The sequence below is a fragment of the Mesobacillus sp. LC4 genome (genome assembly GCF_053543455.1).
In genome coordinates this window covers 88,296-111,892 of the sequence record NZ_JBGCUB010000001.1, presented here as the reverse complement: position 1 = coordinate 111,892, position 23,597 = coordinate 88,296, and the positions used below count along the sequence as shown (strand labels likewise).

The 23,597-nt window shown below is 44.0% G+C and carries 17 protein-coding genes and 1 other annotated feature; of the genes, 2 read left to right on the top strand and 15 right to left on the bottom strand.

Going from position 1 to position 23,597, the window contains the following annotated elements; translation table 11 throughout:
- Positions 1 to 54 precede the first annotated feature (54 nt).
- Entirely contained in the window at positions 55 to 2,697 is a 2,643-nt protein-coding gene (locus AB5I83_RS00505; protein WP_448972115.1) for a valine--tRNA ligase, read from the bottom strand.
- Between the two features lie 45 nt (positions 2,698 to 2,742).
- Positions 2,743 to 2,987, bottom strand: a binding site (T-box leader).
- Between the two features lie 179 nt (positions 2,988 to 3,166).
- Here AB5I83_RS00505 and AB5I83_RS00500 point away from each other — a divergent pair.
- Positions 3,167 to 3,361 carry a hypothetical protein gene (locus AB5I83_RS00500; RefSeq protein ID WP_448972114.1) on the top strand — a complete coding sequence of 65 codons (195 nt, stop codon included), beginning with the start codon at positions 3,167 to 3,169 and terminating at the stop codon, positions 3,359 to 3,361.
- Between the two features lie 18 nt (positions 3,362 to 3,379).
- On the opposite strand, the gene ysxE is transcribed toward AB5I83_RS00500, so the two are convergent.
- From ysxE to hemA, 8 genes are all read right to left on the bottom strand, one after another.
- Positions 3,380 to 4,417, bottom strand: coding sequence for a spore coat protein YsxE (ysxE, locus tag AB5I83_RS00495; protein ID WP_448972113.1), 1,038 nt, complete (start codon positions 4,415 to 4,417; stop codon positions 3,380 to 3,382).
- A 318-nt stretch (positions 4,418 to 4,735) separates the two neighbouring features.
- Entirely contained in the window at positions 4,736 to 5,893 is a 1,158-nt protein-coding gene (gene spoVID, locus AB5I83_RS00490; protein ID WP_448972112.1) for a stage VI sporulation protein D, read from the bottom strand.
- Positions 5,894 to 6,416: 523 nt separating this feature from the next.
- On the bottom strand, positions 6,417 to 7,709 hold the full coding sequence (gene hemL, locus AB5I83_RS00485; protein ID WP_448972111.1) for a glutamate-1-semialdehyde 2,1-aminomutase: 1,293 nt from the start codon (positions 7,707 to 7,709) through the stop codon (positions 6,417 to 6,419).
- A gap of 69 nt (positions 7,710 to 7,778) precedes the next feature.
- Positions 7,779 to 8,759: a porphobilinogen synthase gene (gene hemB, locus AB5I83_RS00480; protein WP_448972110.1), complete on the bottom strand. Its 981-nt coding sequence runs from the start codon at positions 8,757 to 8,759 to the stop codon at positions 7,779 to 7,781.
- Positions 8,760 to 8,762: 3 nt separating this feature from the next.
- Positions 8,763 to 9,539: a uroporphyrinogen-III synthase gene (locus AB5I83_RS00475; protein ID WP_448972109.1), complete on the bottom strand. Its 777-nt coding sequence runs from the start codon at positions 9,537 to 9,539 to the stop codon at positions 8,763 to 8,765.
- Positions 9,536 to 10,471, bottom strand: a complete 936-nt coding sequence (gene hemC / locus AB5I83_RS00470; RefSeq protein ID WP_448972108.1) for a hydroxymethylbilane synthase — start codon at positions 10,469 to 10,471, stop codon at positions 9,536 to 9,538. The genes AB5I83_RS00475 and hemC overlap by 4 nt, the downstream gene beginning before the upstream one ends.
- Before the next feature lie 12 nt (positions 10,472 to 10,483).
- Positions 10,484 to 11,317 carry a cytochrome C assembly family protein gene (locus tag AB5I83_RS00465; RefSeq protein WP_448972107.1) on the bottom strand — a complete coding sequence of 278 codons (834 nt, stop codon included), beginning with the start codon at positions 11,315 to 11,317 and terminating at the stop codon, positions 10,484 to 10,486.
- A 14-nt stretch (positions 11,318 to 11,331) separates the two neighbouring features.
- On the bottom strand, positions 11,332 to 12,678 hold the full coding sequence (gene hemA / locus AB5I83_RS00460) for a glutamyl-tRNA reductase (RefSeq protein ID WP_167832788.1): 1,347 nt from the start codon (positions 12,676 to 12,678) through the stop codon (positions 11,332 to 11,334).
- 260 nt (positions 12,679 to 12,938) lie between these two features.
- Here hemA and AB5I83_RS00455 point away from each other — a divergent pair, with 260 nt between their 5' ends.
- Complete coding sequence (locus AB5I83_RS00455; RefSeq protein WP_448972106.1) at positions 12,939 to 13,424, top strand: LiaI-LiaF-like domain-containing protein; 486 nt, start codon at positions 12,939 to 12,941, stop codon at positions 13,422 to 13,424.
- Between the two features lie 56 nt (positions 13,425 to 13,480).
- On the opposite strand, the gene yihA is transcribed toward AB5I83_RS00455, so the two are convergent.
- From yihA to AB5I83_RS00425, 6 genes are all read right to left on the bottom strand, one after another.
- Complete coding sequence (yihA, locus tag AB5I83_RS00450) at positions 13,481 to 14,065, bottom strand: ribosome biogenesis GTP-binding protein YihA/YsxC (RefSeq protein WP_167832786.1); 585 nt, start codon at positions 14,063 to 14,065, stop codon at positions 13,481 to 13,483.
- Entirely contained in the window at positions 14,062 to 16,389 is a 2,328-nt protein-coding gene (gene lon, locus AB5I83_RS00445; RefSeq protein WP_448972105.1) for an endopeptidase La, read from the bottom strand. Before lon ends, yihA begins: the two co-directional genes overlap by 4 nt.
- Before the next feature lie 473 nt (positions 16,390 to 16,862).
- The gene (lonB, locus tag AB5I83_RS00440; RefSeq protein ID WP_226085444.1) at positions 16,863 to 18,530 is read right to left on the bottom strand and encodes an ATP-dependent protease LonB; all 1,668 of its coding nucleotides are present in this window, start codon (positions 18,528 to 18,530) and stop codon (positions 16,863 to 16,865) included.
- 753 nt (positions 18,531 to 19,283) lie between these two features.
- Positions 19,284 to 20,546: an ATP-dependent protease ATP-binding subunit ClpX gene (gene clpX, locus AB5I83_RS00435; RefSeq protein ID WP_226646536.1), complete on the bottom strand. Its 1,263-nt coding sequence runs from the start codon at positions 20,544 to 20,546 to the stop codon at positions 19,284 to 19,286.
- A gap of 475 nt (positions 20,547 to 21,021) precedes the next feature.
- Entirely contained in the window at positions 21,022 to 22,311 is a 1,290-nt protein-coding gene (tig, locus tag AB5I83_RS00430) for a trigger factor (protein WP_448972104.1), read from the bottom strand.
- A 157-nt stretch (positions 22,312 to 22,468) separates the two neighbouring features.
- Entirely contained in the window at positions 22,469 to 23,491 is a 1,023-nt protein-coding gene (locus AB5I83_RS00425; protein WP_448972103.1) for a tetratricopeptide repeat protein, read from the bottom strand.
- Between the last annotated feature and the right edge of the window lie 106 nt (positions 23,492 to 23,597).

Here is a 23,597-nt window from a genome sequence, read left to right as displayed (position 1 = left end):
CCTCAATTCAAGATGAAGACGAACCAAAATGGTTCGTCTTCAGAGTTACTATTTTTAGTTTCTTAATTCATTGATGCGCGCTTCGACTGCTGCACGTTTTTCCAGATAGTCTTTTTCCTTCGCGCGTTCTTCATCGATGACCTTTTCAGGAGCTTTCTTGACAAAGCCTTCATTAGCCAGCTTCTTCTGGACACGTTCTACTTCTTTATCCAGCTTCTCTTTTTCTTTTTGAAGGCGGGCGATTTCTTCATCAATATTGATCAAGCCTTCAAGTGGCATGATGATTTCAAGTCCTGTAGCAACTGCTGTCATCGCTTTTTCAGGAGCGTTGACTTCAAGTCCGATTTCCAGGTTCTCTGGATTACAGAAACGAACGATATAGCCACGGTTACTTTCAAGCATGCTTAATGTCTTTTCATCCTTTGCCTTCAGGAACATATCTACCTTCTTGCTTAGAGGTGTGTTCACCTCAGAGCGAATATTCCTTACCGCACGGATGACTTCAACTAGAAGCTTCATATCATCTGCTGCTTCTTTATCAGTTAAAGCAGGGTCAACCTGCGGCCAGCTTGCAACCGTGATGGACTCCCCTTCATGAGGCAGGTTCTGCCAGATTTCTTCGGTAATGAATGGCATGAAGGGATGCAACAGGCGCATCGTGTTGTCTAGAACGTATGCAAGAATGGACCTTGTCGTCTTCTTGGCAGCTTCGTCTTCGCCGTAGAGCGGAAGCTTTGCCATCTCGATATACCAGTCACAGAAGTCATCCCAGATGAAGTTGTAAAGTGCTCGGCCAACCTCACCAAACTCATAACGGTCTGAAAGTCTTGTCACAGTCTCGATTGTTTCATTCAATCTTGTCAAAATCCACTTGTCGGCAACTGATTTCTCGCCGCTCAAATCGATTTCTTCATATTTAAGGCCATTCATATTCATCAACGCAAAACGGGATGCGTTCCAAATTTTATTCGCGAAGTTCCAAGTTGCCTCAACCTTTTCGGTGCTGTAACGAAGATCCTGCCCCGGTGAGCTTCCTGTTGTCAGGAAGTAGCGGAGCGAGTCGGCGCCGTACTGGTCGATGACATCCATCGGATCAACACCGTTTCCTAGTGACTTACTCATCTTACGGCCATCTTCTGCACGAACGAGTCCGTGGATCAATACATCCTTGAATGGCCTCTGTTCTGTGAATTCTAGTCCCTGGAAAATCATCCTTGAAACCCAGAAGAAGATAATATCATAGCCGGTTACTAGGGCGGCTGTCGGGTAATAGCGCTTGAAATCAGCTGCTTCTTCATTCGGCCAGCCCATTGTCGAGAATGGCCATAGCGCTGAGCTGAACCATGTATCAAGAACGTCATTATCCTGTTCCCAGTTCTCAGGGTCTGCCGGCGGTTCATGGTCAACGTATACCTCACCTGTTTCTTTATGGTACCAGGCAGGGATGCGGTGGCCCCACCATAGCTGACGGGAAATACACCAGTCACGGATATTTTCCATCCAGCGCATATAGGTGTTTTCAAAACGCTCAGGGACAAAGTTGACCTTCTCTTCTTTACTCTGAAGAGCGACTGCTTCATCGGCAAGCGGCTGCATTTTAACGAACCATTGAGTGGATAGATATGGCTCGACTACTGCACCACTGCGCTCAGAGTGACCTACAGAGTGCATATGCTCTTCAATCTTGAACAATACGCCAGCATCCTGAAGGTCCTTGACGATTTGCTTGCGGCACTCGAAGCGATCCATTCCCTGATACTTGCCGGCTTTAGCATTCATTGAGCCATCTTCGTTCATGACAAGAACTCTTTCAAGGTTATGGCGGTTGCCGATTTCAAAGTCATTAGGGTCATGTGCAGGCGTGATTTTAACGGCGCCTGATCCAAATTCCATATCGACATAATCATCGCCTACAATCGGGATCTCACGGCCGACGATTGGCAGGGTGACAGTCTTGCCGATCAAATGCTTGTAGCGGTCATCTTCTGGATGGACAGCAACCGCTGTATCGCCAAGCATCGTTTCCGGTCTTGTCGTTGCGATTTCGATATGGCCGCTGCCATCTGCCAGAGGATATCTCATATGATAAAAAGCACCCTGGACATCTTTGTGGATAACCTCGATATCAGATAAAGCCGTTTTCGCTGCCGGATCCCAGTTGATGATGTATTCGCCGCGGTAGATCAGGCCTTTGCGGTATAAAGAAACGAAAACTTCTTTTACAGCCTTTGATAATCCCTCATCCAAAGTAAAGCGCTCACGGCTGTAATCAAGCCCTAATCCAAGCTTTGACCATTGTGTGCGGATATGTTGTGCGTATTCCTCTTTCCACTTCCAAGCTTCGTCAAGGAATTTTTCACGGCCCAGTTCGTAGCGATTGATTCCCTGGCTGCGCAGTTTTTCATCAACCTTTGCCTGTGTTGCGATGCCCGCATGGTCCATTCCCGGGAGCCATAATACGTCATATCCCTGCATGCGCTTCATTCGTGTCAGGATATCCTGAAGCGCTGTATCCCACGCATGGCCAAGATGCAGCTTTCCAGTTACGTTTGGCGGCGGGATGACAATTGTATAAGTCTTTTTCGTATCATCGTCCTTCGCTTCGAAAAACTTACCTTTGATCCACCATTCATAACGTCCTTGCTCGATCGAAGACGGATCGTATTTAGTCGGCATAGACAAATTCTCTTCCATCATTTTTCCTCCATTCATTTCCTGAAAAATAAAAAACTCCATTCGCCATAAAAGGACGAATGGAGTTTGTTCGCGGTACCACCTTTTTTCCCAGCAACGGTAAAAACTGAGTTCTGCTGCTGGCTCAAATACGGATAACGGTTCTTCACCGTCGCCTGTTACTGAGAGAAATCCGTTCCCAGGCGATGCTCAAGGGCGACCTTCCATGGTTCCGGCTTAGAAGTCCTCCCAGCTAATGGACTCCCTCTCTTGAAGCTGGCTGCTCATGTACTCTTCCCTGTCAAAGCTTTGCTTTATTATGTGTTTTGTATACTAGATATACTACCCAAAAAAGTGGATTGACGTCAATCATCATTTCCTATTTTTTATTATTTTATACTTTTTGAACCTTAATGTGCGAGCAATAAGCACATTTTGGGCAAGTCACTCATAGAATGGAAAAAGGGATACCTGATTGTTTGGAGGGATGACGATGAAGAGACGAAGGTATAATCCTTATACACTCCCGAAGTGGGCGAGGACAGCACGGGCAGTATGCGCTCAGCTCATTATTCCTTTTTGTGTTTTCCAGGGTATACGCACCCTGTTTTTTCCGTCAACATTTGATGTATTCTTGCTAACAATTTTCATCCTGATTGCACTGGCAATCAAATTCGAAATGATTTAAGGAGCCCTGGAGCATCTTTTAGCTCTGGGCTCCTTCTTGTTTTGCCTGTTCTTTTTGTTTTTCCATTTCGTCAATCTTGGTCACCACGTAGCCTGTATTGCTCAAAAGCCAATACTGCCGCTGCAGTTTTTGGACAAACTTCCTTTCATCCACTTCCACTTTGCGCTGATGGTACATTTCCGCAACACGGATAATGCCTGACGGAAAAGCCAGATAACTCATGAACAGCTGCATTTCATCCTCTCGGAATGGAAAGTATTTTAAATAGACATAGATCCAGTCTATGACTTCATCTCCATACTTCGGCTGGGTTTTCAGCGACCTTGCCAGGAATGGAAGCAAATCCTGGATTGGCGAGCCTTGCCTGGCCTTCTCGAAATTGATGAAATATCCGTAGCCCCTTTCATCGAACAGGAAATGTTCAGGAGATACCTTACCATGAAGAGTTACCGTCCTCGTTTTCTTTTGCACCTTCGTCTTTTCATTCCATGACTCCAGTTTTTGCTTAGCGAACTGCATTGCCTGGCGGATCTGTATATAATACAGGCAGAACGTCAGTTCAAACGGTGACATATATACTCTGTCCTCACAGCTTTCAAGGAATCCGTTGATGAATTCTTCTTCCTTTTCCCATTCTTTTAACGTCTTTTCATAATGCTCCTGCTTCACTTCTTCACTGATTTCCAGTTCCTTGACTGATAAAGTATGCATCCTCGCCAATTCCCTGAACAGCTGCTGGTGTCTTTGTGACTGGTCCTCTCTCGTCTCATTCGGGATCCACGGCATTAAATAGTACAGTGACTTATTATGCAGTACCGCATAACGTCCGTCATTTGCCGGGTAGACTGGAACAATCCTGTTATAGCCTTTTTGGTAAAGATGCTGGATATGTTTGATAAAATCTGTTGATTCATGCGGGTGGATTTTCTTCAAAGCGTAAGTGCCTGAATTCGCATAGACCTTTTTCACTTTGCCAAAATCCTCTGCAAAATACGGATTAATAGGGTATTGTTTTAACACTGCCGATTCTTCTTTTAAAAAATTGCGATCATCCATCGGTCTCTCGCCTACTTTCTGAATTTCATATTTAGAAAGCGTAAGCGCCTTGGTCAGCCCCGACAAGCGCTGGAGGGCCGACCGGTGAAGTCGTTCTTTGACTTCATTGGGCGGACCGAAGTGACTCGAGGGGCTAGGCGCTGTAGCTGGACAATTCTCGAATTAACGATTATACCTTTTTATTCTCGAATAAATACAGCTGGGCAGGTGTCAGACACCTGCCCATGCTAAAAGCTATAGCAATCCCAGCCAGCAGCCAAGCCAGCCCTGACAACCAGCCTCCTTTTGGACAAGGCGTTGCTAAATATAAATGTTTATTTAATTATTATGAACCGCTACTCCAGGAACATATAGTACCTGGCCTTCATGAACTTCATGGTCGATGCTCAGATGATTGACCCGGAGAAGCTGCTGGACTGGCACATCATAGCGTTCGGAAATCGATTGAAGCGAGTCGCCTTGCTGAACAATGCATACTCTTATTTTAGCAACTTCTGTTTCTTCTTCCTTACGCGCTAAGAATTCAGCAATGGAAATGCCTTGTTTCATGTTCGGCTTCTTCTTTTTCAATACTGGAGAGGATGAGCTTTCGGGAGACTCTTCCACTTCGGCTGGCATACTTTCTGAGACTGGCTCTTCTGGTGCCTCCAGCTCGACCTCCTCTTCCTCAACCTCGACTTCCATTATGGGCTTCTGTTCACCTCTGAAATCACTTAGAGCATATTCCAGCTCTGGTTCTCGTTGAGCCTGTTGTTCGGATTCCGAGGCGCCCTCTACGGCAGCAGTTTTCTTCGCTTCAGCCCTGAAAGGGGCATAAAGTTCTTCTTCATAGGTATCTTCTTCTTGTTGACTCAAAGTCTCATTTTGCTGGACAAACGAATAGGCTGGAGCTTCTGGGAAGTCTGCTTCCTCTCTTTCTTCCTGGCTATCATTTGCTGCACCTGCTTCTGTTTCAACCTCGACGTCAACTTCTGCAGTAGCCTCCCTGTAGCTGACTTCCAGTTCCTGTGCCTCTTCACTATCAGCATCCTCTTCGGCTTCATGCTGCTGTTCGCCGTACAAGCCCGTGATGGCTAGGTCTGCATTCAGCTTCAGGCGGTCTGATTCTGGGAACTCATAATCAAATCCTTCTACTTGAATATCAATGTCATAAATGCTCTCAATCCGATTTTTAGGAATTGTGATATCCACCGGGAAACGATGAAGGAACTCATAGACTCCTTCTTCCCTCTCCATCACAGAATGCACATACTTAAGAGCTGAGATCTGATCATCAACCTCTTGCTGCTGTTCACGGCATGTATAATCCCCAGTCAACTCCAGCGATCCGCGAATGGATACGTATTGTTCATTTTCCTGGATGGTTATATTCGGATCGAGTGAAATCGAGACAAGCTCCGCGACTTCCTGTCCTCTTTGAAACCACACAGACTCTTCTAATGAAAATCGCAGGCACGATTGATTCCCCTGAGACAAAGCGACTCCTCCTTTCATTCCTTAAACGTAAAATCACTATGTCATTAACACTTTATGAGTCTGTATTTACTTTTATGATAATTTAGAACATAAAAAGGGGTTGGCTGTGTCCAGTACTTGACACATAGAATGATATATTCTTTAGAAGTCATGATAGATCCCTTAAAACAAAGTATTCTTTGCTCTGTTAATCAAGGCTGTTGATTTTCGTTCCAGGCACTTCGCTTTCCGCGGGCAGTCCGTGAGCCTCCTCGGCGCTTTCGGCGCCTGCGGGGTCTCCCGATGACTTGCTGATCCCGCAGGACTTTGAATTACTTCCTTGAACTTACCCACGCACGAAGGAAATGCGTTAGCATTTTCGAGGAGTCTTCGCGCCTTCCACTACAATCAACAGGATGTAAAAACGACATTTAGCTTTAACAGAGCCTATAAATATATTCCTTAAAAACCTATTATATTCCCAACTCATCACATTTTCATGAAAAGAAAGAGACACCCTTCAATCGAAGAGTGTCTAATGAGCTTATTTATTCTGCAGCTTAGCAAAAGCTTTTTCGGCTGCTTGTATTGTTTTTTCCAGGTCTTCTTCTGAGTGTGCTGTGGACAGGAATAATCCTTCGAACTGTGATGGCGGTAGGAATACTCCTTCGTTTGCCATTTCACGATAGTAGCTTGCAAAGAATTCCAGGTTCGATTGTCTGGCCACGTCATAGTTGATGACATTTTCATTTGTGAAGAAGATGCCGATCATGGATCCAGCGCGGTTGATTGTGTGCGGAATCCCGTATTTCTCAGCCGCAGCCTTCAGTCCATTTTCAAGAATGTCAGCTTTGCGTTCAAATTCTTTGTATGACTCTGGCGTCAGCTGCTTCAATGTCTCGAGGCCAGCTGTCATCGCCAGCGGGTTTCCTGATAGTGTGCCTGCCTGGTAAATCGGACCGCTTGGAGCGATTTGCTCCATGATTTCTCTCTTGCCGCCATATGCGCCAACCGGAAGCCCGCCGCCGATCACCTTTCCAAGGCAAGTGAGGTCTGGCGTTACATTATAATAGCCTTGTGCGCAGTTATAACCAACGCGGAAGCCTGTCATAACCTCATCAAAAATAAGTACTGTGCCATTCTGAGCCGTGATTTCACGCAAGCCTTCGAGGAAGCCTTCAACAGGAGGAACGACTCCCATATTCCCAGCTACTGGTTCAACAATCACACCAGCGATATCATCACCAAACTGTTCGAATGCGTAACGGACGCTTTCAAGATCATTGTAAGGTACTGTAATCGTGTTTTGGGCAACTCCCTCTGGAACACCCGGGCTGTCTGGCAAGCCTAGTGTAGCGACGCCTGAGCCAGCTTTAATCAGCAATGAGTCTCCATGACCATGGTAACAGCCTTCAAATTTCAAGATTTTATTGCGGCCTGTATATCCGCGCGCCAGTCGCAATGCACTCATCGTTGCCTCAGTGCCCGAAGATACCATCCTTACCATTTCGATTGATGGCACGCGGTCAATGACTAGTTGCGCAAGCTCATTCTCAACAAGTGTCGGTGCTCCGAAGCTTGTCCCAAGCTCTGCCACTTTCTTGATTCCCTCAACAACCTTTTCGTTCGTGTGTCCAAGGATCAGCGGTCCCCATGACAGTACATAGTCAATATACTCATTGCCATCAATGTCATAGATTTTTGAACCTTTTCCTTTTTCCATGAAGATAGGATCCATATCAACAGACTTGAATGCGCGAACCGGACTGTTTACTCCTCCTGGCAAAAGTTCTGTCGCTTCCTTGAATGCTTGAATCGATTTATCATATGAGCGCATACTATCCCTCATTTCCATTTAATAGACTCTGGCGTTTCAGTTCCAGTCTTTATTAAGGCAGCTTTAAAATTATTGCTCCTTAAGCCAGCGAGCTGCATCCTTTGCATGATAAGTGATGATCAAGTCTGATCCGGCACGCTTCATGCCTGTCAGCATTTCCATGACGATGCTTTTTTCATCGACCCAGCCGTTTTGAGCTGCTGCTTTAACCATTGAATACTCGCCGCTGACATTATAAATGACAACTGGCAGGTTAAAGTTATTTTTCACATCACGGACGATGTCCAGGTATGGCATGCCCGGCTTGACGATAAGGAAGTCTGCTCCTTCCATGACATCTGATTCAGCTTCCCGCATCGCTTCGGTACGGTTTGCCGGATCCATCTGGTACGATTTCCGGTCACCGAACTGCGGTGTACTCTCCGCCGCTTCACGGAATGGGCCGTAAAAGGCAGAAGAATATTTTACAGCGTAAGACATGATCGGCACATCTTGGAATCCTGCTTCATCTAATGCAAAACGAATCGCAGTAACAAAACCGTCCATCATATTGGACGGGGCGATGATATCTGCTCCGGCTTTTGCCTGGCTGACAGCCGTCTTCCCAAGAAGCTCAAGGGATGGATCGTTCAGAACTTTGCCATCCTCGATGACACCACAGTGACCATGGCTTGTGTATTCACACAGGCATGTGTCAGCGATGACGACCATTTCAGGAAAATCCTTTTTGATGACTCGGATTGCTTCCTGCAAGACCCCGTGGTCATGGTAAGCCTGGCAGCCTACTTCATCTTTTTCGTCAGGTACGCCGAAAAGCAGCACGGATTTAATGCCTAATGAATCCACTTCTGTCATTTCTTCTTTTAAGTTATCAAGGGATAATTGATAGACTCCCGGCATTGAAGAAACTTCTTTTTTCACATTTTCTCCTTCAACGACAAAAAGCGGGTAGATCAAGTCTTCAGTGCGAAGATAGTTTTCACGTACAAGCGCGCGCATATTCGCTGTTTGGCGAAGACGGCGGTGACGGCTAAATTCAAGGTGTTTCATGGATTACCCTCCAATATTCATAAAATTAGCAACACTTTTCAGCATCTCTTCAACGGTGTATTTTTCTGGCACGGCATGGACCTTCAATCCCCGCTGCTCTGCCTTCCTTTTTGATACAGGACCGATGCAGGCAACGATGCAGTGCTCCAGCTTGCTCCTTAAATTATGTTCCTCTACGATTTTCATAAAATGATCGATCGTGGAAGGGCTTGTAAATGTAAGTATATCAAGAGTTTCTTCCGTTAGCATCTTAACGAGCCTGCCTCTGCTTTCTTCAGGCAGGAAAGTTTCATAGATAATGATTTCATCCACAATCGCGCCTTTTTCCTTCAAAGCGGACGAGATATAATCCCTGGCCAAGTTCCCTTTTGGGATCAAGACCTTCTCGCCATGATGGACATGTGGTAAAAACTCTTCAATAAAGCCTTCGGCAACATATTCTCCTGGTACAAAGTCTACCTTAGCACCTTTGTCCACAAGGATTTCTTTTGTTTTTTCGCCAATCACGGCAACTTTGGGCAGAAGAACCTCTCCCTTTTTAAAAAAAGTATAAAAGGTTTCCACCGTCACATTACTCGTAAAAATGATCCAATCGTACGTATGTATATCAGTAAGTGTTTTAAGTAATTTTTCAGAAGCTTTGACCGGCTGAAAGGCAATAAGAGGGATTTCCACCGGAACCCCTCCATTTTTTGCAACCAATTCGGAGAAAGACTTCGCGTGAGCCTTTCCCCTTGGAATCATGACCGTTTTATTTTGCAGCGAATTCGCTGAAATCATTCACTATCAAGCTCCTGTTTGACCTTGTCGATCAGGTCCTTCGCTCCCTGGCTGATGAGTTTGTCAGCTGCAAGCTCACCAAGCTCTTCTGGATTTCTTCCTGTTACCTGCTCCTTGAAGATGGTCTTTCCATCCGGAGAACCGACTAGTGCTGTCAGGACGATTTCTTCGTTCTCGTTAAGATAGGCATATCCGGCAATTGGCACCTGGCAGCCGCCCTCCATCTTATGAAGGAACGCTCTTTCTGCCCCAACTGTCGCGCTTGTTTCCGCTGATGTGAATTTTTCAAGAAGCTGAAGCAGCTCCTCGTCGTCACCGCGGCACTCGATTGATAGAGCACCCTGGCCGACAGCCGGTACACAAACATCTTCATCAATGAACTCAGTTACTGTATCACTGGCCCATCCCATGCGCTTCAAGCCGGCAGCAGCAAGGATAATACCGTCATAGTCTTCTGTTTCGAGCTTTCCGATTCTTGTATCAATATTCCCGCGGATCCACTTCATTTCAAGATCAGGGCGCTGTGCCAGCAGCTGGGCACTTCTGCGCAGACTGCTTGTTCCGATGACTGAACCTGGTTTCAAATCTTTAAAAGCAACATGATCGTTGGAGATCAGGACATCACGATGATCTTCCCTCTCTGGGATTGCACCGATGACTAGTCCTTCCGGCAGAACTGCAGGCATGTCTTTCATGCTGTGGACAGCCATATCGATTTCTTTGTCCAGCATTGCCTGTTCGATTTCTTTTACGAAGAGACCTTTCCCGCCAACCTTCGATAAAGTGACATCTAGAATTTTGTCTCCTTTTGTAACGATTTCTTTCACTTCAAACTCAAAAGGAGCACCTAGTTTTTTCAGCTGATCTATTACCCAGTTTGTTTGTGTCAATGCTAACTTACTTCGCCTTGAGCCAACGATAATTTTTCTCATGATAGCCTCCTATTATTGGTACCAAAAATGGAAAGATGATAATTTTCCAAAAAGGAAAAAGTTGATTAAAACAATTAGGAACGATGCGACATTCCAAAGGGCAAGCGATTTTCCATACATCTCTCTGCCAACCCTTAAATACAGGTAGATGCTATAAACAGCGAGAACGATGAATGAACCTATCAGCTTGGCATCATACCAGGCAAGGTCAGGTACTTTGATCCACGCCCACTGAAGCCCCAGGATCAAGCTCAGAATCAGCATCGGTACTCCAATGACATTCAATATGTATGACCAATAATCCAGTTTTGTCAAATCCGTGATCCTCCATAACAGCTTACCCCACTTTTTCCTCTTTAAAAGGTCATATTGAATGAGATAAAGCAGTGAAAAGACCACCGAAATCGAAAATGCCCCATATGACAGGATCGCCATGGTGATATGGATTAGCAGCAGTTCCGATACAAGCTGTTCTGACATCACATTGGAATCATATTGCACGGGCGCGAAGGTATGGATCGCCATGATGATGAATCCAAGAATATTTGTAAAAAAGACAATGAAATCTACTTTTAAGAGTTTGTTGATTGCCAGCGAGAGGGTTACCAGCACCCATGCATAAAAGTAAAGCCCTTCAAACAGCGTCAATACTGGGAACCGGCCTTGATCGAACATGTAAAATAGCAGAAAAATCGTCTGGAATCCCCATACAAATGCAAGTAACCAGAAGGCAATTTTGTTCGCCCTCCGGTTACTGTTAAGAAAATCGATAAAGTATAAGAGCACGCTAGCCGCGTAAATCACAATGGTTATTTCATGGAGACGTGTAATATAAAGATCACCCATGGGCATTACCTCTCTTACGGCTGAAAAGAAGCCTGAGGCGAAGGAACTTTTACCTGCTTGGTTTCAGCTGTTTTCATTCCTTCTTGTTCAGCGACGAGCTGTTCAATATTGAAAATCTTCACGAATAAATTCAGTGCTTCATCAGCATCCGGTCCAGCTGCAAGCTCTTTTGCCTGAAGGATTGGATCTTTAAGGAGCTGGTTGATGATGCTCTTTGTATGTTTATTAAGGACTTTAATATCACGATCAGATAGATGTGGCAATTTGCGCTCGATGCTATTCATCGTCTCTTGCTGGATTGAAAGGGCTTTGACCCTCAATGCAGAGATAACCGGAACGACACCTAGTGTATTCAGCCACTGTTTGAATTGGACGATCTCGCTTTCAATCATGATCAAGATTTTCTCTGCTGCCTTCTGGCGTTCCTGCAGATTCGCTTCAACAATGCCCTCAAGATCATCAATATCATAAAGGAATACATTTTCAAGCGTCGCGATTTCAGGATCAAGATCGCGCGGTACAGCGATATCAACCATGAATAATGGTTTTCCTTTTCGCTTTTGCTCGACCTTTGCCATCATATCCTTAGTGACCACAAAGTTCTTCGCACCTGTCGAACTAATCAGGATATCCGCATCCACAAGCGCAGTTTGGAGTTCATCCAGAGTTTTCGCCATGCCAGAGAAACGATTCGCCAAATCCTCGGCTTTCTGGTAAGTACGGTTGATGACCGTTACCTTCTTCGCACCATTGGCGTGAAGGTTCTGGATCGCAAGCTCACCCATTTTCCCGGCACCAAGAATCAGGACATGCTTCTGGTCCAGAGTCCCGAAGATCTTTTTGGCAAGCTCAACAGCCGCATAACTTACAGAAACAGCATTCGCGCCGATATCGGTTTCGGAATGGCCGCGCTTGGCAATCGTGACTGCCTGCTTGAACAGCTGGTTGAAGACTGTCCCAGTCGTATTCTTTTCAAGGCCAAGCATGAAGCTTGAACGCACCTGCCCAAGGATCTGGGTTTCACCCAGCACCATGGAATTCAACCCGCAAGAAACCTTGAATAAATGTTCAATTGCACCGTCTTGCTCGTAAATGAACAGGAACGGAGTAAATTCTGCCTGAGGGATCCCGAACCATTCAGATAGAAACTCTTTGATATAATATCTGCCTGTATGAAGCTGATCCACCACGGCATATATTTCTGTACGGTTGCAAGTTGATACGATGACATTCTCGAGGATGCTCTTCTTTTCCTGAAGGGCACTCATGGCTTCACCAAGATTCGCCTCGTTGAATGTCAATCTTTCGCGGATTTCGACAGGGGCAGTTTTATAGTTTAGACCGACAACGATAATATGCATTATGAATTGACACCCCCACATAGAAATTGCATAATTGGCTAAGGCAATTATACATGACGTTTTTTTCCTTCTTACGTTGTAAATGTGAACAACTTTCGAAAAAACATATATATATAAATGCAGTGATTAAATTGAACTATCTGTTCTGTTTATTTGTTATACTTTTATACTATATCAAAAGCAAATAAACATACTCCCTAATGTACCTTATCAAAGTTTGTCCTTTAATTCAAGTGAGCCTTTCTGGAAGTGGTGATAGAATGAAAAATCAAAGAATTATACCCGGAATGATATTGATTGGATTCGGAATATATTTTTATCTTCAGCAGGAAAATGTTTCGTTGTTCAATGAATTTTATACGTGGCCGACACTTCTGATCATCGTAGGAGCTGCCTTTTTAGTTCAGGGATATTGGGGCAGGGATTATGAAGCTATCTTTCCGGGCGTGATACTCGTTGGATTCGGTGTCCACTTTCATGTGGTCAATAAATTCTCACTCTGGCCGGATCATCTTGGAGCCTTAATATTAATCATAGCCCTTGGCTTTTTGCTGCGATACCAGAAAACAGGCAACGGCTTGTTCCACGGTGTCCTCTTTCTCATTTTAGCAGCATTGCTGCTGTTTTATGACAGAATCAGCGGATGGCTTGGTTTATTGGAAAATGGAGTTTCGACCGCATGGAGATTTTGGCCTGCAGCATTGATCCTGATTGGTGTCTACCTGTTATTCATTAAAAAGAAATAAGAAGACCCTCACTATGATCTGACTCACGGTGAGGGTCTTTACTCTTTTAAGATAGATTATCTCATGAAACTTCCTAATACTGACCAGGCTTTGTCTTTTCCTTCGCCAGTTTCTGATGAGAAAAGAATGATTGTATCATCCGGATCGAGATCAAGAGTTTCTTTGGTAATCTTTAAGTGTTTTTGCCACTTTGATTTCGGAATCTTATCCGCTTTGGTCGCAATGATAATGACCGGGATGTCGTAATGCTTGAGGAAATCATACATCATCACATCATCCTTTGAAGGCGGGTGCCTTAGATCAACGATCAGCAGCATCGCTCTCAACTGTTCGCGTGAGGTGATATAAGTTTCGATCATTTTGCCCCAGGCTTCACGTTCCGACTTGGAAACCTTCGCATACCCGTATCCTGGAACATCAACAAAATGAATCATTTCATTGATCAGGTAAAAATTAAGGGTCTGTGTTTTGCCTGGCTTGGAAGAAGTCCTTGCAAGGGCTTTTCTATTCAGCATTTTATTGATAAACGAAGATTTACCAACATTCGACCGGCCTGCAAGGGCGAATTCCGGAAGATTTCCTTCCGGATACTGATTCGGCCTTACAGCACTGATCACGATTTCTGCACTATTTACTTTCATTGAGAATCACCGCTAGCAAGAGCGTGCTTCAATACTTCATCAACATGGGATACTAACACGAATTCAAGCTCCTTACGTACACTTTCAGGAATATCATCAATATCTTTTTCATTATCCTTTGGACAAATAACCTTCGTAAGGCCAGCTCTGTGTGCACTCAATGATTTTTCCTTGAGACCGCCAATTGGCAGTACCCGCCCTCTGAGCGTTATTTCTCCTGTCATTCCAACTTCCCTGCGGATCGGCTTTCCTGATAAAGCAGAAACGAGAGCAGTAGCAATCGTTATCCCCGCTGAAGGACCATCTTTCGGTACAGCCCCTTCTGGAACGTGGATGTGAATATCATTCTTTTCATGGAAATCAGGATCAATGTCAAGATCCTTCGCTTTTGAACGCACATAGCTGAATGCAGCCTGCGCAGATTCCTTCATCACATCACCAAGCTTACCCGTAAGGACAAGCTTGCCTTTTCCTGGTGACAGGGAGACTTCGATCTGGAGTGTATCACCGCCGACTGTTGTATAAGCGAGTCCAGTGGCAACGCCCACCTGGTCTTCCAGCTCAGCCTGCCCATACCTGAATTTAGTCTTGCCAAGGAAGTCCTCAACATTCTTTTCACTGACAATCACGCGCTTTTTCTCACCGGAAACAACGATTTTCGCCGTTTTCCGGCAGATGGATGCAAGCTGCCTCTCAAGCGAACGTACACCTGATTCACGAGTATAATAACGGATCACCTTTGTAATGGCTTCATCCTTCATCTGCAGCTGTGATTTTGACAGACCATGATCCTTGATTTGTCTAGGAAGCAAATGGTCCTTGGCAATATGCAGCTTTTCCTGCTCTGTATAGCCAGCAATATTGATGATTTCCATCCTGTCCAGCAATGGACCTGGTACAGTCGAAAGATTATTGGCTGTTGCGATGAACATGACCTTTGATAGGTCATATGCCTCTTCAATATAATGATCGCTGAAATTATGGTTCTGTTCCGGATCCAGTACCTCGAGCATCGCAGCAGATGGATCACCGCGGAAATCACTGGACATTTTATCGATTTCATCCAAAAGGAATACAGGGTTAATCGTACCTGCCTTTTTCATCCCCTGGATGACCCGTCCTGGCATAGCGCCGACATATGTCCTTCTGTGCCCGCGGATTTCTGACTCGTCACGGACTCCGCCTAAAGAAACCCTTACAAAATTACGGTTCAGGGATTTCGCGATCGACCTTGCAAGACTCGTTTTACCGACTCCTGGAGGTCCAGCCAGACAAAGAATTGGTCCCTTCAAAGAGTTTGTCAGCTTCTGGACTGCCAGATATTCAAGAACTCTTTCCTTTACCTTCTCAAGTCCATAATGGTCCTTATCAAGGATTTTTTCTGCCTTGCTGATATCAAGGTCATCCTCTGTCGATTTTGACCACGGCAAAGCAACAAGCCATTCGATATAGTTCCTGATAACGGCACTTTCTGCTGATGTTGTCGGAACCTTTTCATAACGGTCAAGTTCCTTCAAAGCTGTTTCCTTCACATTTTCAGGCATGCCAGCAAGCTCGATTTTTTCGGTCAGCTCAGCAATTTCTCCTGTCTTCCCTTCCTTTTCACCAAGCTCTTTTTGAATTGCCTTCATCTGTTCACGCAGATAATATTCCTTTTGGGTCCGTTCCATCGAACGCTTAACCCGCTGGCCAATCTTCTTCTCAAGGCCCAGAACTTCTTTTTCATTATGGATGATTTCAATGACACGATTCATCCGTTCCTTGATCTCAATCGTCTCAAGAATTTCCTGTTTCTCTTTTAACTTAAGAGGCAAATGGGAGGCGATGATATCCGCCATCCTGCCTGGCTCCTCAATGTCTGAAACAGATGCATACGTTTCCGCAGAAATCTTCTTGGACATTTTTATGTATTGTTCGAAATACTCAAGCATCGTTCTCATCAATGCTTCATCTTCGACATCCTTGGATTCATCGTCTTCGAACGTCCTTACCTTACAGGAGAAATGGTCATTTTCATCAGAAATTTCAATGATTTCAGCTCTCGACAATCCTTCAACCAATACACGGATCGTTCCGTTCGGGAGCTTCAGCATTTGCTTGACGCGAGTCAATGTACCCATCTGATACAAATCCTCTTCGCCTGGTTCATCTATGGATATATCCTTTTGGGTTGTGAGATAGATTAAATGGTCATCCACCATTGCCTTCTCCAGTGCCTGTACCGATTTTTCACGCCCCACATCCAAATGCAGGACCATCGTCGGATATACAAGTAAACCGCGCAGCGGCAGGAGAGGGACAGTGTGTTCGTTTTTATTCGCCATGACATTGCACCTCCAACATGCATTGTATCAAACCATAAGTATAATAATACTTTGTTGTTCAATTCTATCGTATTTATTTTCAAGTGTCTAATATCAGCACCGATAAGCCTCATTGATTAGTATCCTGATATTCATGTGAAAATATGTCCACATCTGAAGTTACTTTCGAAAGCAGACGAGATTATTTTTGGGAAGGATCTGATATACCGTCCCATACCCTCTTTCCTTTTTCATGGAAAAATAAACCCACTTTATTGCTGTGCGAAATTTTTTAAGAGAGTTTGGAGATTTGTAGCTACCTGATTAGCAGATGCCATCTTGACCCATAATGCACGCTGATTAGGAAAAAAGCCTTAAAAAAGAACGCCGGCAAGCGTTCTTCTTTAAGGGCTCTATTCTCAAACTATTCTGCTAGGATTAAATTACCTAAGTTCCTTCACAAAATGAATGCTTTTTAGGAGAAAAGAGCTTGATTAGCTCGTCTCTTTTTGAGTCAATTCATCGGCTGCTTTAATGATTTGCTCTCTTGGATGATCTTTTACAAGGGCAATTTCAAATACTTCATTCAGGTGGGTGACGGGAATGATCTCTATATCGGTGATTTCATTCAGAATCGTCTGGACATTTTCTTTTGGAATGATCACCTTTTTGGCACCTGCTTTTTTTGCTGCCTTCACTTTAGGAAAGACACCGCCAATTGGCTTCACATTGCCGTGAATGCTAATTTCACCTGTCATCGCGACCGTATTGTCCATCGGGATTTTATAGATGGCTGAATAAATCCCTGTCGCCATTGCGATTCCGGCAGAAGGGCCATCGATTGGAGTGCCGCCAGGGAAGTTGACATGGATGTCGAATTCATCGGCTGGAACGCCCATCGACCTAAGGACAGTGATGACATTTTCAATCGAACCTCGCGCCATACTCTTACGTCGTATTGATTTTCCCTGTCCGCCAATACTCTCTTCATCGACGATACCAGTTATATTGATGGACCCTTTTTCCTTTGCTTTGATGACCGTCACTTCGATTTCGAGAAGTGCGCCTGTATTGGGACCATACACAGCCAAGCCATTAACTAGGCCGACTGCTGATTTTTCATTAATCCGTCTTTCCATCCTTGGCGTCAGCTGGCTTGAATGGACCACCCATTCAATTTCCTCTTCTTTAATATAGGTCCGTTCATCTGTTATTGCCAATCCTGCGGCAATCTGCACCATATTAACGGCTTCACGTCCATTACGGGCATAATTCGATAAAATCTCAATCGCTTTTCCACTCATAGTCAGCTGTACTTTTTCTGCAGCATTCCTTGCTACTTCAGAAATTTCCTCCTGGGTTAGCTCACGGAAAAATACTTCCATGCATCTCGACCTGATTGCCGGAGGGATTTCACTTGGAGTTCTCGTCGTTGCTCCGACAAGACGGAAGTCTGCCGGGAGCCCATTTTTGAAGATATCATGGATATGGCTTGGTATTTGCGTGTTTTCTTCATTATAATACGCACTCTCCAAGAACACTTTCCTGTCTTCCAATACTTTTAAAAGCTTGTTCATTTGGATAGGATGCAGTTCACCAATTTCATCAATGAATAATACTCCGCCATGTGCATTGGTAACAGCACCTTGTTTCGGCTGTGGAATACCCGCTTGGCCCATCGCACCGGCTCCTTGATAAATTGGATCATGAACAGATCCGATCAATGGGTCGGCGATTCCTCTTTCATCAAACCTAGCCGTCGTGGCATCCAACTCAACAAATACTGAAGATTTTTTGAAGGGGGATTTTTCGTTTTGCTTAGCTTCTTCCAATACCAGTCTGGCCGCAGCTGTTTTCCCTACTCCAGGCGGTCCATAAATGATGACATGCTGAGGATTCGGTCCACATAAGGCAGCTTTTAGTGCCTTAATTCCATCTTCCTGTCCAACAATATCCCTGAAGCTTGATGGTCTGACTTTTTCAGCTAGCGGTTCACTCAAGGAAACCGATCTCATTTTCCTTAACTGTTCCATTTCCTTTCGGGATTCCCGATCAATTGATACCTTTTGAGTCCGCTGATTTTTAAGTAAATTCCAGAAATACAGCCCGATGATGATTCCAAAAAACAGCTGTATGAACAAGGCGATTCCGGTCCAACTCAATTATATTCCCTCCCGTAAGTTGATACTATTGGCTTTAACCTAGTATCTCCCTGAGAGTGTTGGAATAAACAATATTTTCAAGTGAATTTTCCCATCTGGAGAGACACTGGTATGGCAGTGAAATGAATAGATTTTCCGATTCTCCGGTAGATTTGAAGAAGATTCGGACACCATTTCAGCCCACACCACTATATCTGTCTTAAGCTGACCTTACTTTTGACAGCTTTTCCTCTTTTAGCAACAAACCTGTCTTAAGTTGCCCTTTCTTCTGACAGCTTGTCCTCCTTTAGCAACAAACCTGTCTTAAGTTGCCCTTTCTTTTGACAGCTTTTCTTCCTTTAACACCCAACCTGTCTTAAGTTGCCCTTTCTTTTGACAGCTTTTCTTCCTTTAACACCCAACTTGTCTTAAGTTACCCTTTCTTTTGACAGCTTTTCTTCCTTTAACACCTAACCTGTCTTAAGTTGCCCTTTCTTTTGACAGCTTTTCTTCCTTTAACACCCAACTTGTCTTAAGTTGCCCTTACTTCTGACAACTTTTCTTCTTTTCATCCCAAACCTGTCTTAAGTTGCCCTTTCTTTTGACAGCTTTTCCTTCTTTAACATCAAACCTGTCTTAAGTTGCCTTAACTTTTGACAGCTTTTCTTCCTTTAACACCCAACCTGTCTTAAGTTGCCCTTTCTTTTAACAACTTTCAATGCGGGGTCCTCTAAAGAAAAAAATCCCGGTGAATATTCACCGGGATCTGAGTTATTAAGCTGAATTTCTTTCGTCTTTAAGTACTGTTCCGTCTTCTAGCACTAGCTTTGGCGGCATGCTGTTTTCGATTGTTTCTTTTGTGATGATACATTTAACAATGTCATCACGTGAAGGAAGGTCGAACATGACGTCCAGCATGATGCCTTCGATGATTGAACGAAGTCCGCGCGCACCTGTTTTGCGTTCAATTGCTTTCTTTGCAATTTCAATCAGGGCATCGTCTTCGAATTCAAGCTCGACATCATCTAGCTCAAGCATTTTTTGATACTGCTTTACAAGAGCATTCTTCGGTTTTGTCAGGATTTCGACTAGCGCTTCTTCATCAAGTGGAGTCAAGCTGGCAATTACCGGAAGACGACCGATGAATTCAGGGATTAACCCAAATTTCAGCAAGTCTTCAGGAAGTACTTTAGACAGCAATTCCTTCTTGTCTAGATCTTCCTCTTTCTTTTCTGAACCAAAGCCAATGACTTTCTGGCCAAGGCGGCGCTTGATGATCTGCTCGATTCCGTCGAATGCTCCACCGCAAATGAACAGGATATTCGTCGTATCGATTTGGATGAATTCTTGATGAGGATGCTTTCGTCCACCTTGTGGCGGTACGCTCGCAACTGTTCCTTCAAGAATTTTCAATAGTGCCTGCTGTACGCCTTCACCGGAAACATCTCTAGTAATAGAAGGGTTTTCGGATTTTCTGGCAATCTTATCGATTTCATCGATGTAAATGATTCCTTTTTCGGCTTTTTCTACATCGTAATCAGCAGATTGGATCAGTTTCAGAAGAATGTTTTCAACATCTTCTCCAACATAACCCGCTTCCGTCAATGATGTTGCATCCGCAATTGCGAACGGAACATTAAGAATACGTGCCAATGTTTGGGCAAGTAAAGTTTTACCGCTTCCTGTCGGCCCAATCATCGCAATATTACTCTTTGACAGTTCCACATCATCGATTTTGCTGTTCGAGTTGATACGCTTATAGTGATTGTAAACGGCTACAGATAAATTTTTCTTTGCCTGATCCTGGCCAATTACATACTCATTAAGAATATCGCGGATTTCCTGTGGCTTCGGAACATCCTTGAACTCCACTTCTTCTTCGGTGCCAAGTTCTTCTTCAACGATTTCTGTGCATAATTCAATACACTCGTCACAGATATAGACGCCTGGCCCTGCCACCAATTTGCGGACTTGATCCTGCGTCTTGCCGCAGAAAGAACATTTGAGCTGCCCTTTTTCATCATTAAATTTGAACAATGCCTTCACCCCTTGAGTACTTCTAAACATATATAAAGCTGCGATTCATAAGCAAACGATCAGTTAAGTAACAGTTTTTCTGCTGCTATCGAGCAGGTATGTATTGCATTGTATCACATTTTGCCATAGTACAGGAAATAATAACCCTCGGCCGTTTTTGTTTCGCGCTTATGAATCGAAAAAAATATGTACTAACTCATCTTATCCATAAATCGAGCCGTTAAATCGACTTAGAGCAAATTGCTAAAAAATTATGTATGTATATCGGTGTTAATTGTAGAAAACAAGGCACGATTTACTCGCGCCTTGTTTCTATCTTATAAACTAAGTATAAAATTCACTTCGAGAAATGTCTAGCTTCAGCGCCTAGCCCCTCGAGTCACTTCGGTCCGCCCAATGAAGTCAAAGAACGACTTCACCGGTCGGCCCTCCAGTGCTTGCCGGGGCTGACCAAGGCGCTTACGCTTTTCTATTATTATGCAACAGTTTTACTGTTTTCTACAAGGAAATCAACTGCTTTTTTCAATTGAAGGTCGCCTTTGATTCCATCCAGGCTTCCGCCTAGTGCTGCTTGGATTTGATCAGCAGTCATATTGTACATTTCAGACATTTTTTGAAGCTCTGCACTTACTTCTTCATCAGTAACTTCGATGTTTTCAGCTTTTGCGATAGCTTCAAGAGTCAGATTTACACGAACGCGTGTAGCAGCTTCTTCTTTCATTTGTTCGCGAAGAGCAGTTTCATCTTGACCAGAGAACTGGTAGTACAGGTCAAGGTTCATGCCTTGCATTTGAAGGCGCTGTTCGAATTCGTTAACCATACGGTCGATTTCAGTGTTGATCATTGATTCAGGAACTTCGATTTCAGCGTTAGCTGCTGCTTTTTCTACAACAGTGTCACGTTCGAAGTGTTCTTTTTGGTGTGCTTTATCGTGTGCAAGACGATCTTTGATCTTCGTCTTAAGCTCATCTAAAGTTTCAACTTCTTCGTCAGCATCTTTAGCGAACTCGTCATCTAGAGCTGGAAGTTCTTTTCCTTTGATTTCGTGAATTTTCACTTTGAAAGTTGCAGGCTTACCAGCAAGTTCAGCTGCATGGTATTCTTCTGGGAAAGAAACCTCTACATCTTTTTCTTCGCCAGTAGCTGTTCCAACTAGCTGTTCTTCGAAGCCAGGGATGAATGAACCTGAACCAAGTTCAAGTGCATAGTTTTCAGCTTTGCCGCCTTCGAAAGCTTCGCCATCAACGAATCCTTCGAAATCGATGACCACACTGTCGCCATTTTCAGCTGTGCCTTCTTCTTTAACAACAAGCTCAGCTTGCTTTTCTTGCATTGCTTTCAATTCGTTCTCTACTTCTTCATCTGTTACGTTTGTGTCGAATGCTTCTACTTCAAGTCCTTTGTACTCGCCAAGCTTTACTTCAGGCTTAACTGTAACAGTTGCCTTGATGATCAAGCTCTTGCCCTTTTCGATTTGTTCTACATCGATTTCAGGGCGGTCAACTGGCTCGATTCCAGTTTCGTCGATTGCATTTGCATATGCTTCTGGAAGAAGGATATCAATTGCATCCTGATATAAAGACTCTACGCCGAAACGCTTCTCGAACATTTGGCGAGGCATTTTCCCTTTACGGAATCCTGGTACGTTAATTTGCTTAACGACTTTCTGGAATGCAGCGTCAAGACCTTTATTGACCTTTTCTGCATCTACTTCAATTGTTAGAACCGTTTGGTTCCCTTCTCTTTTTTCTACCTTTGCAGACATATAGTTCCCTCCAACAATAATCTATTGTCATTTTAATTCGACGATGAATACTCTTGTTTACCAAGCAATATTCCAGATTAAATGTAAAATAGAATGATTTTTACATAATACAACCACTACATTATAACACAGGATTATTTCGTTTCAACAGCTTGGACTATATTATCGGGTAAGAAATTTCTTCTAGCTTCCGGATAAAGTCCAGAACCTGTTCAGTCTCCTCAACTTCGCTTTCGTATATTTCAGCAAATGACTCTAGCGGATCTTCAAATCCGTAATACTCATTGGCGATATAATGGCAGGTAGCGGCCCATGCCGAAGCCTTGCCGAGCGGCAGGTCAAAAGGATAAACCAAAAAGAAATATCGCTCGATCAATCTTTGTACATTTTCAAATAGGACAGGATCATCACTTTCGATTTCATCGCTTAATAGCTGGATGACTCCACTGGTCTCGATATACTCCTTTAGTTCAGGTAATTGATCTGGTCTGAAGGATGCTGTCCAACTGAATTTATGGACCGGAATTTCTTCAGCATATTCTTGTTCTTTCAATATATTAAGCAGCATGGTTTTCAAGAAGGGATGGCCTTCCTCGGATGCGATATACTCCCTTACCTTTTTAATGTAGGGACGGATATTCACTTTTGCGAGACCCGCAGCCGCCATTACCTGGTCGTTCGGATTCTTGTAATTAAATAGATTAAGTTCTTCCTCTTCAGGTTCCTCTTCAAAACTATCAAAGGACTCGATTTCCGTTTCGCCATTCAGCATCCGCTTGGCAAATTCAAGCATGGTGATGAAGTGCTCATGCTTTTCAGCCGGGATCTCTCGTTCTTCCAGAAGAGCTTCTATGGTCGTAACAATTTCGTTGTACTCATTCAACTGGACCAGGATCATGAGATACATGTCAATCACTTGTATGTAGTCACCCAGCCCTCCTCGGAGCATCTTCGCAACGATTTCCTTCGCCTGTTGGGCATTGCCTGCTTCATAATTTGCAAGAGCAAGGCCAATGAATACGTCACTATTCTCAGGATCATGCTCCAAGGCTTGTTCCAGATACTGAATTGCATCCCTGTACCTATGCTCTTTTAAATAATCCAGGCCCTTTTCCAACAGACGTTTTTCCAGGCCGGGAAACAGGATCACATTATCCTTATTTGATTCCTGTTTTTTCATACACATACCGCCTTACATATATTAGTTCACTCTAGAAATTTCAATACTCTATTCTTCATTTGTTCCGCTTTTTTAGAAAGTTTAGCACGAATTCCTGAAAAAACAA

What these genes read in the sequence shown, in the direction of transcription:
- yihA (WP_167832786.1), bottom strand. Translation starts at nt 14,065, where the DNA reads ATGAAAGTAAATAGTGCAGAAATCGTGATCAGTGCTGTAAGGCCGAAT.
- AB5I83_RS00505 (WP_448972115.1), bottom strand. Translation starts at nt 2,697, where the DNA reads ATGATGGAAGAGAATTTGTCTATGCCGACTAAATACGATCCGTCTTCG.
- hemB (WP_448972110.1), bottom strand. Translation starts at nt 8,759, where the DNA reads ATGAAACACCTTGAATTTAGCCGTCACCGCCGTCTTCGCCAAACAGCG.
- lon (WP_448972105.1), bottom strand. Translation starts at nt 16,389, where the DNA reads ATGGCGAATAAAAACGAACACACTGTCCCTCTCCTGCCGCTGCGCGGT.
- AB5I83_RS00465 (WP_448972107.1), bottom strand. Translation starts at nt 11,317, where the DNA reads ATGGGTGATCTTTATATTACACGTCTCCATGAAATAACCATTGTGATT.
- AB5I83_RS00425 (WP_448972103.1), bottom strand. Translation starts at nt 23,491, where the DNA reads ATGAAAAAACAGGAATCAAATAAGGATAATGTGATCCTGTTTCCCGGC.
- AB5I83_RS00475 (WP_448972109.1), bottom strand. Translation starts at nt 9,539, where the DNA reads ATGATTTCAGCGAATTCGCTGCAAAATAAAACGGTCATGATTCCAAGG.
- AB5I83_RS00455 (WP_448972106.1), top strand. Translation starts at nt 12,939, where the DNA reads ATGAAAAATCAAAGAATTATACCCGGAATGATATTGATTGGATTCGGA.
- hemL (WP_448972111.1), bottom strand. Translation starts at nt 7,709, where the DNA reads ATGCGCTCATATGATAAATCGATTCAAGCATTCAAGGAAGCGACAGAA.
- tig (WP_448972104.1), bottom strand. Translation starts at nt 22,311, where the DNA reads ATGTCTGCAAAGGTAGAAAAAAGAGAAGGGAACCAAACGGTTCTAACA.
- AB5I83_RS00500 (WP_448972114.1), top strand. Translation starts at nt 3,167, where the DNA reads ATGAAGAGACGAAGGTATAATCCTTATACACTCCCGAAGTGGGCGAGG.
- hemA (WP_167832788.1), bottom strand. Translation starts at nt 12,678, where the DNA reads ATGCATATTATCGTTGTCGGTCTAAACTATAAAACTGCCCCTGTCGAA.
- hemC (WP_448972108.1), bottom strand. Translation starts at nt 10,471, where the DNA reads ATGAGAAAAATTATCGTTGGCTCAAGGCGAAGTAAGTTAGCATTGACA.
- ysxE (WP_448972113.1), bottom strand. Translation starts at nt 4,417, where the DNA reads ATGGATGATCGCAATTTTTTAAAAGAAGAATCGGCAGTGTTAAAACAA.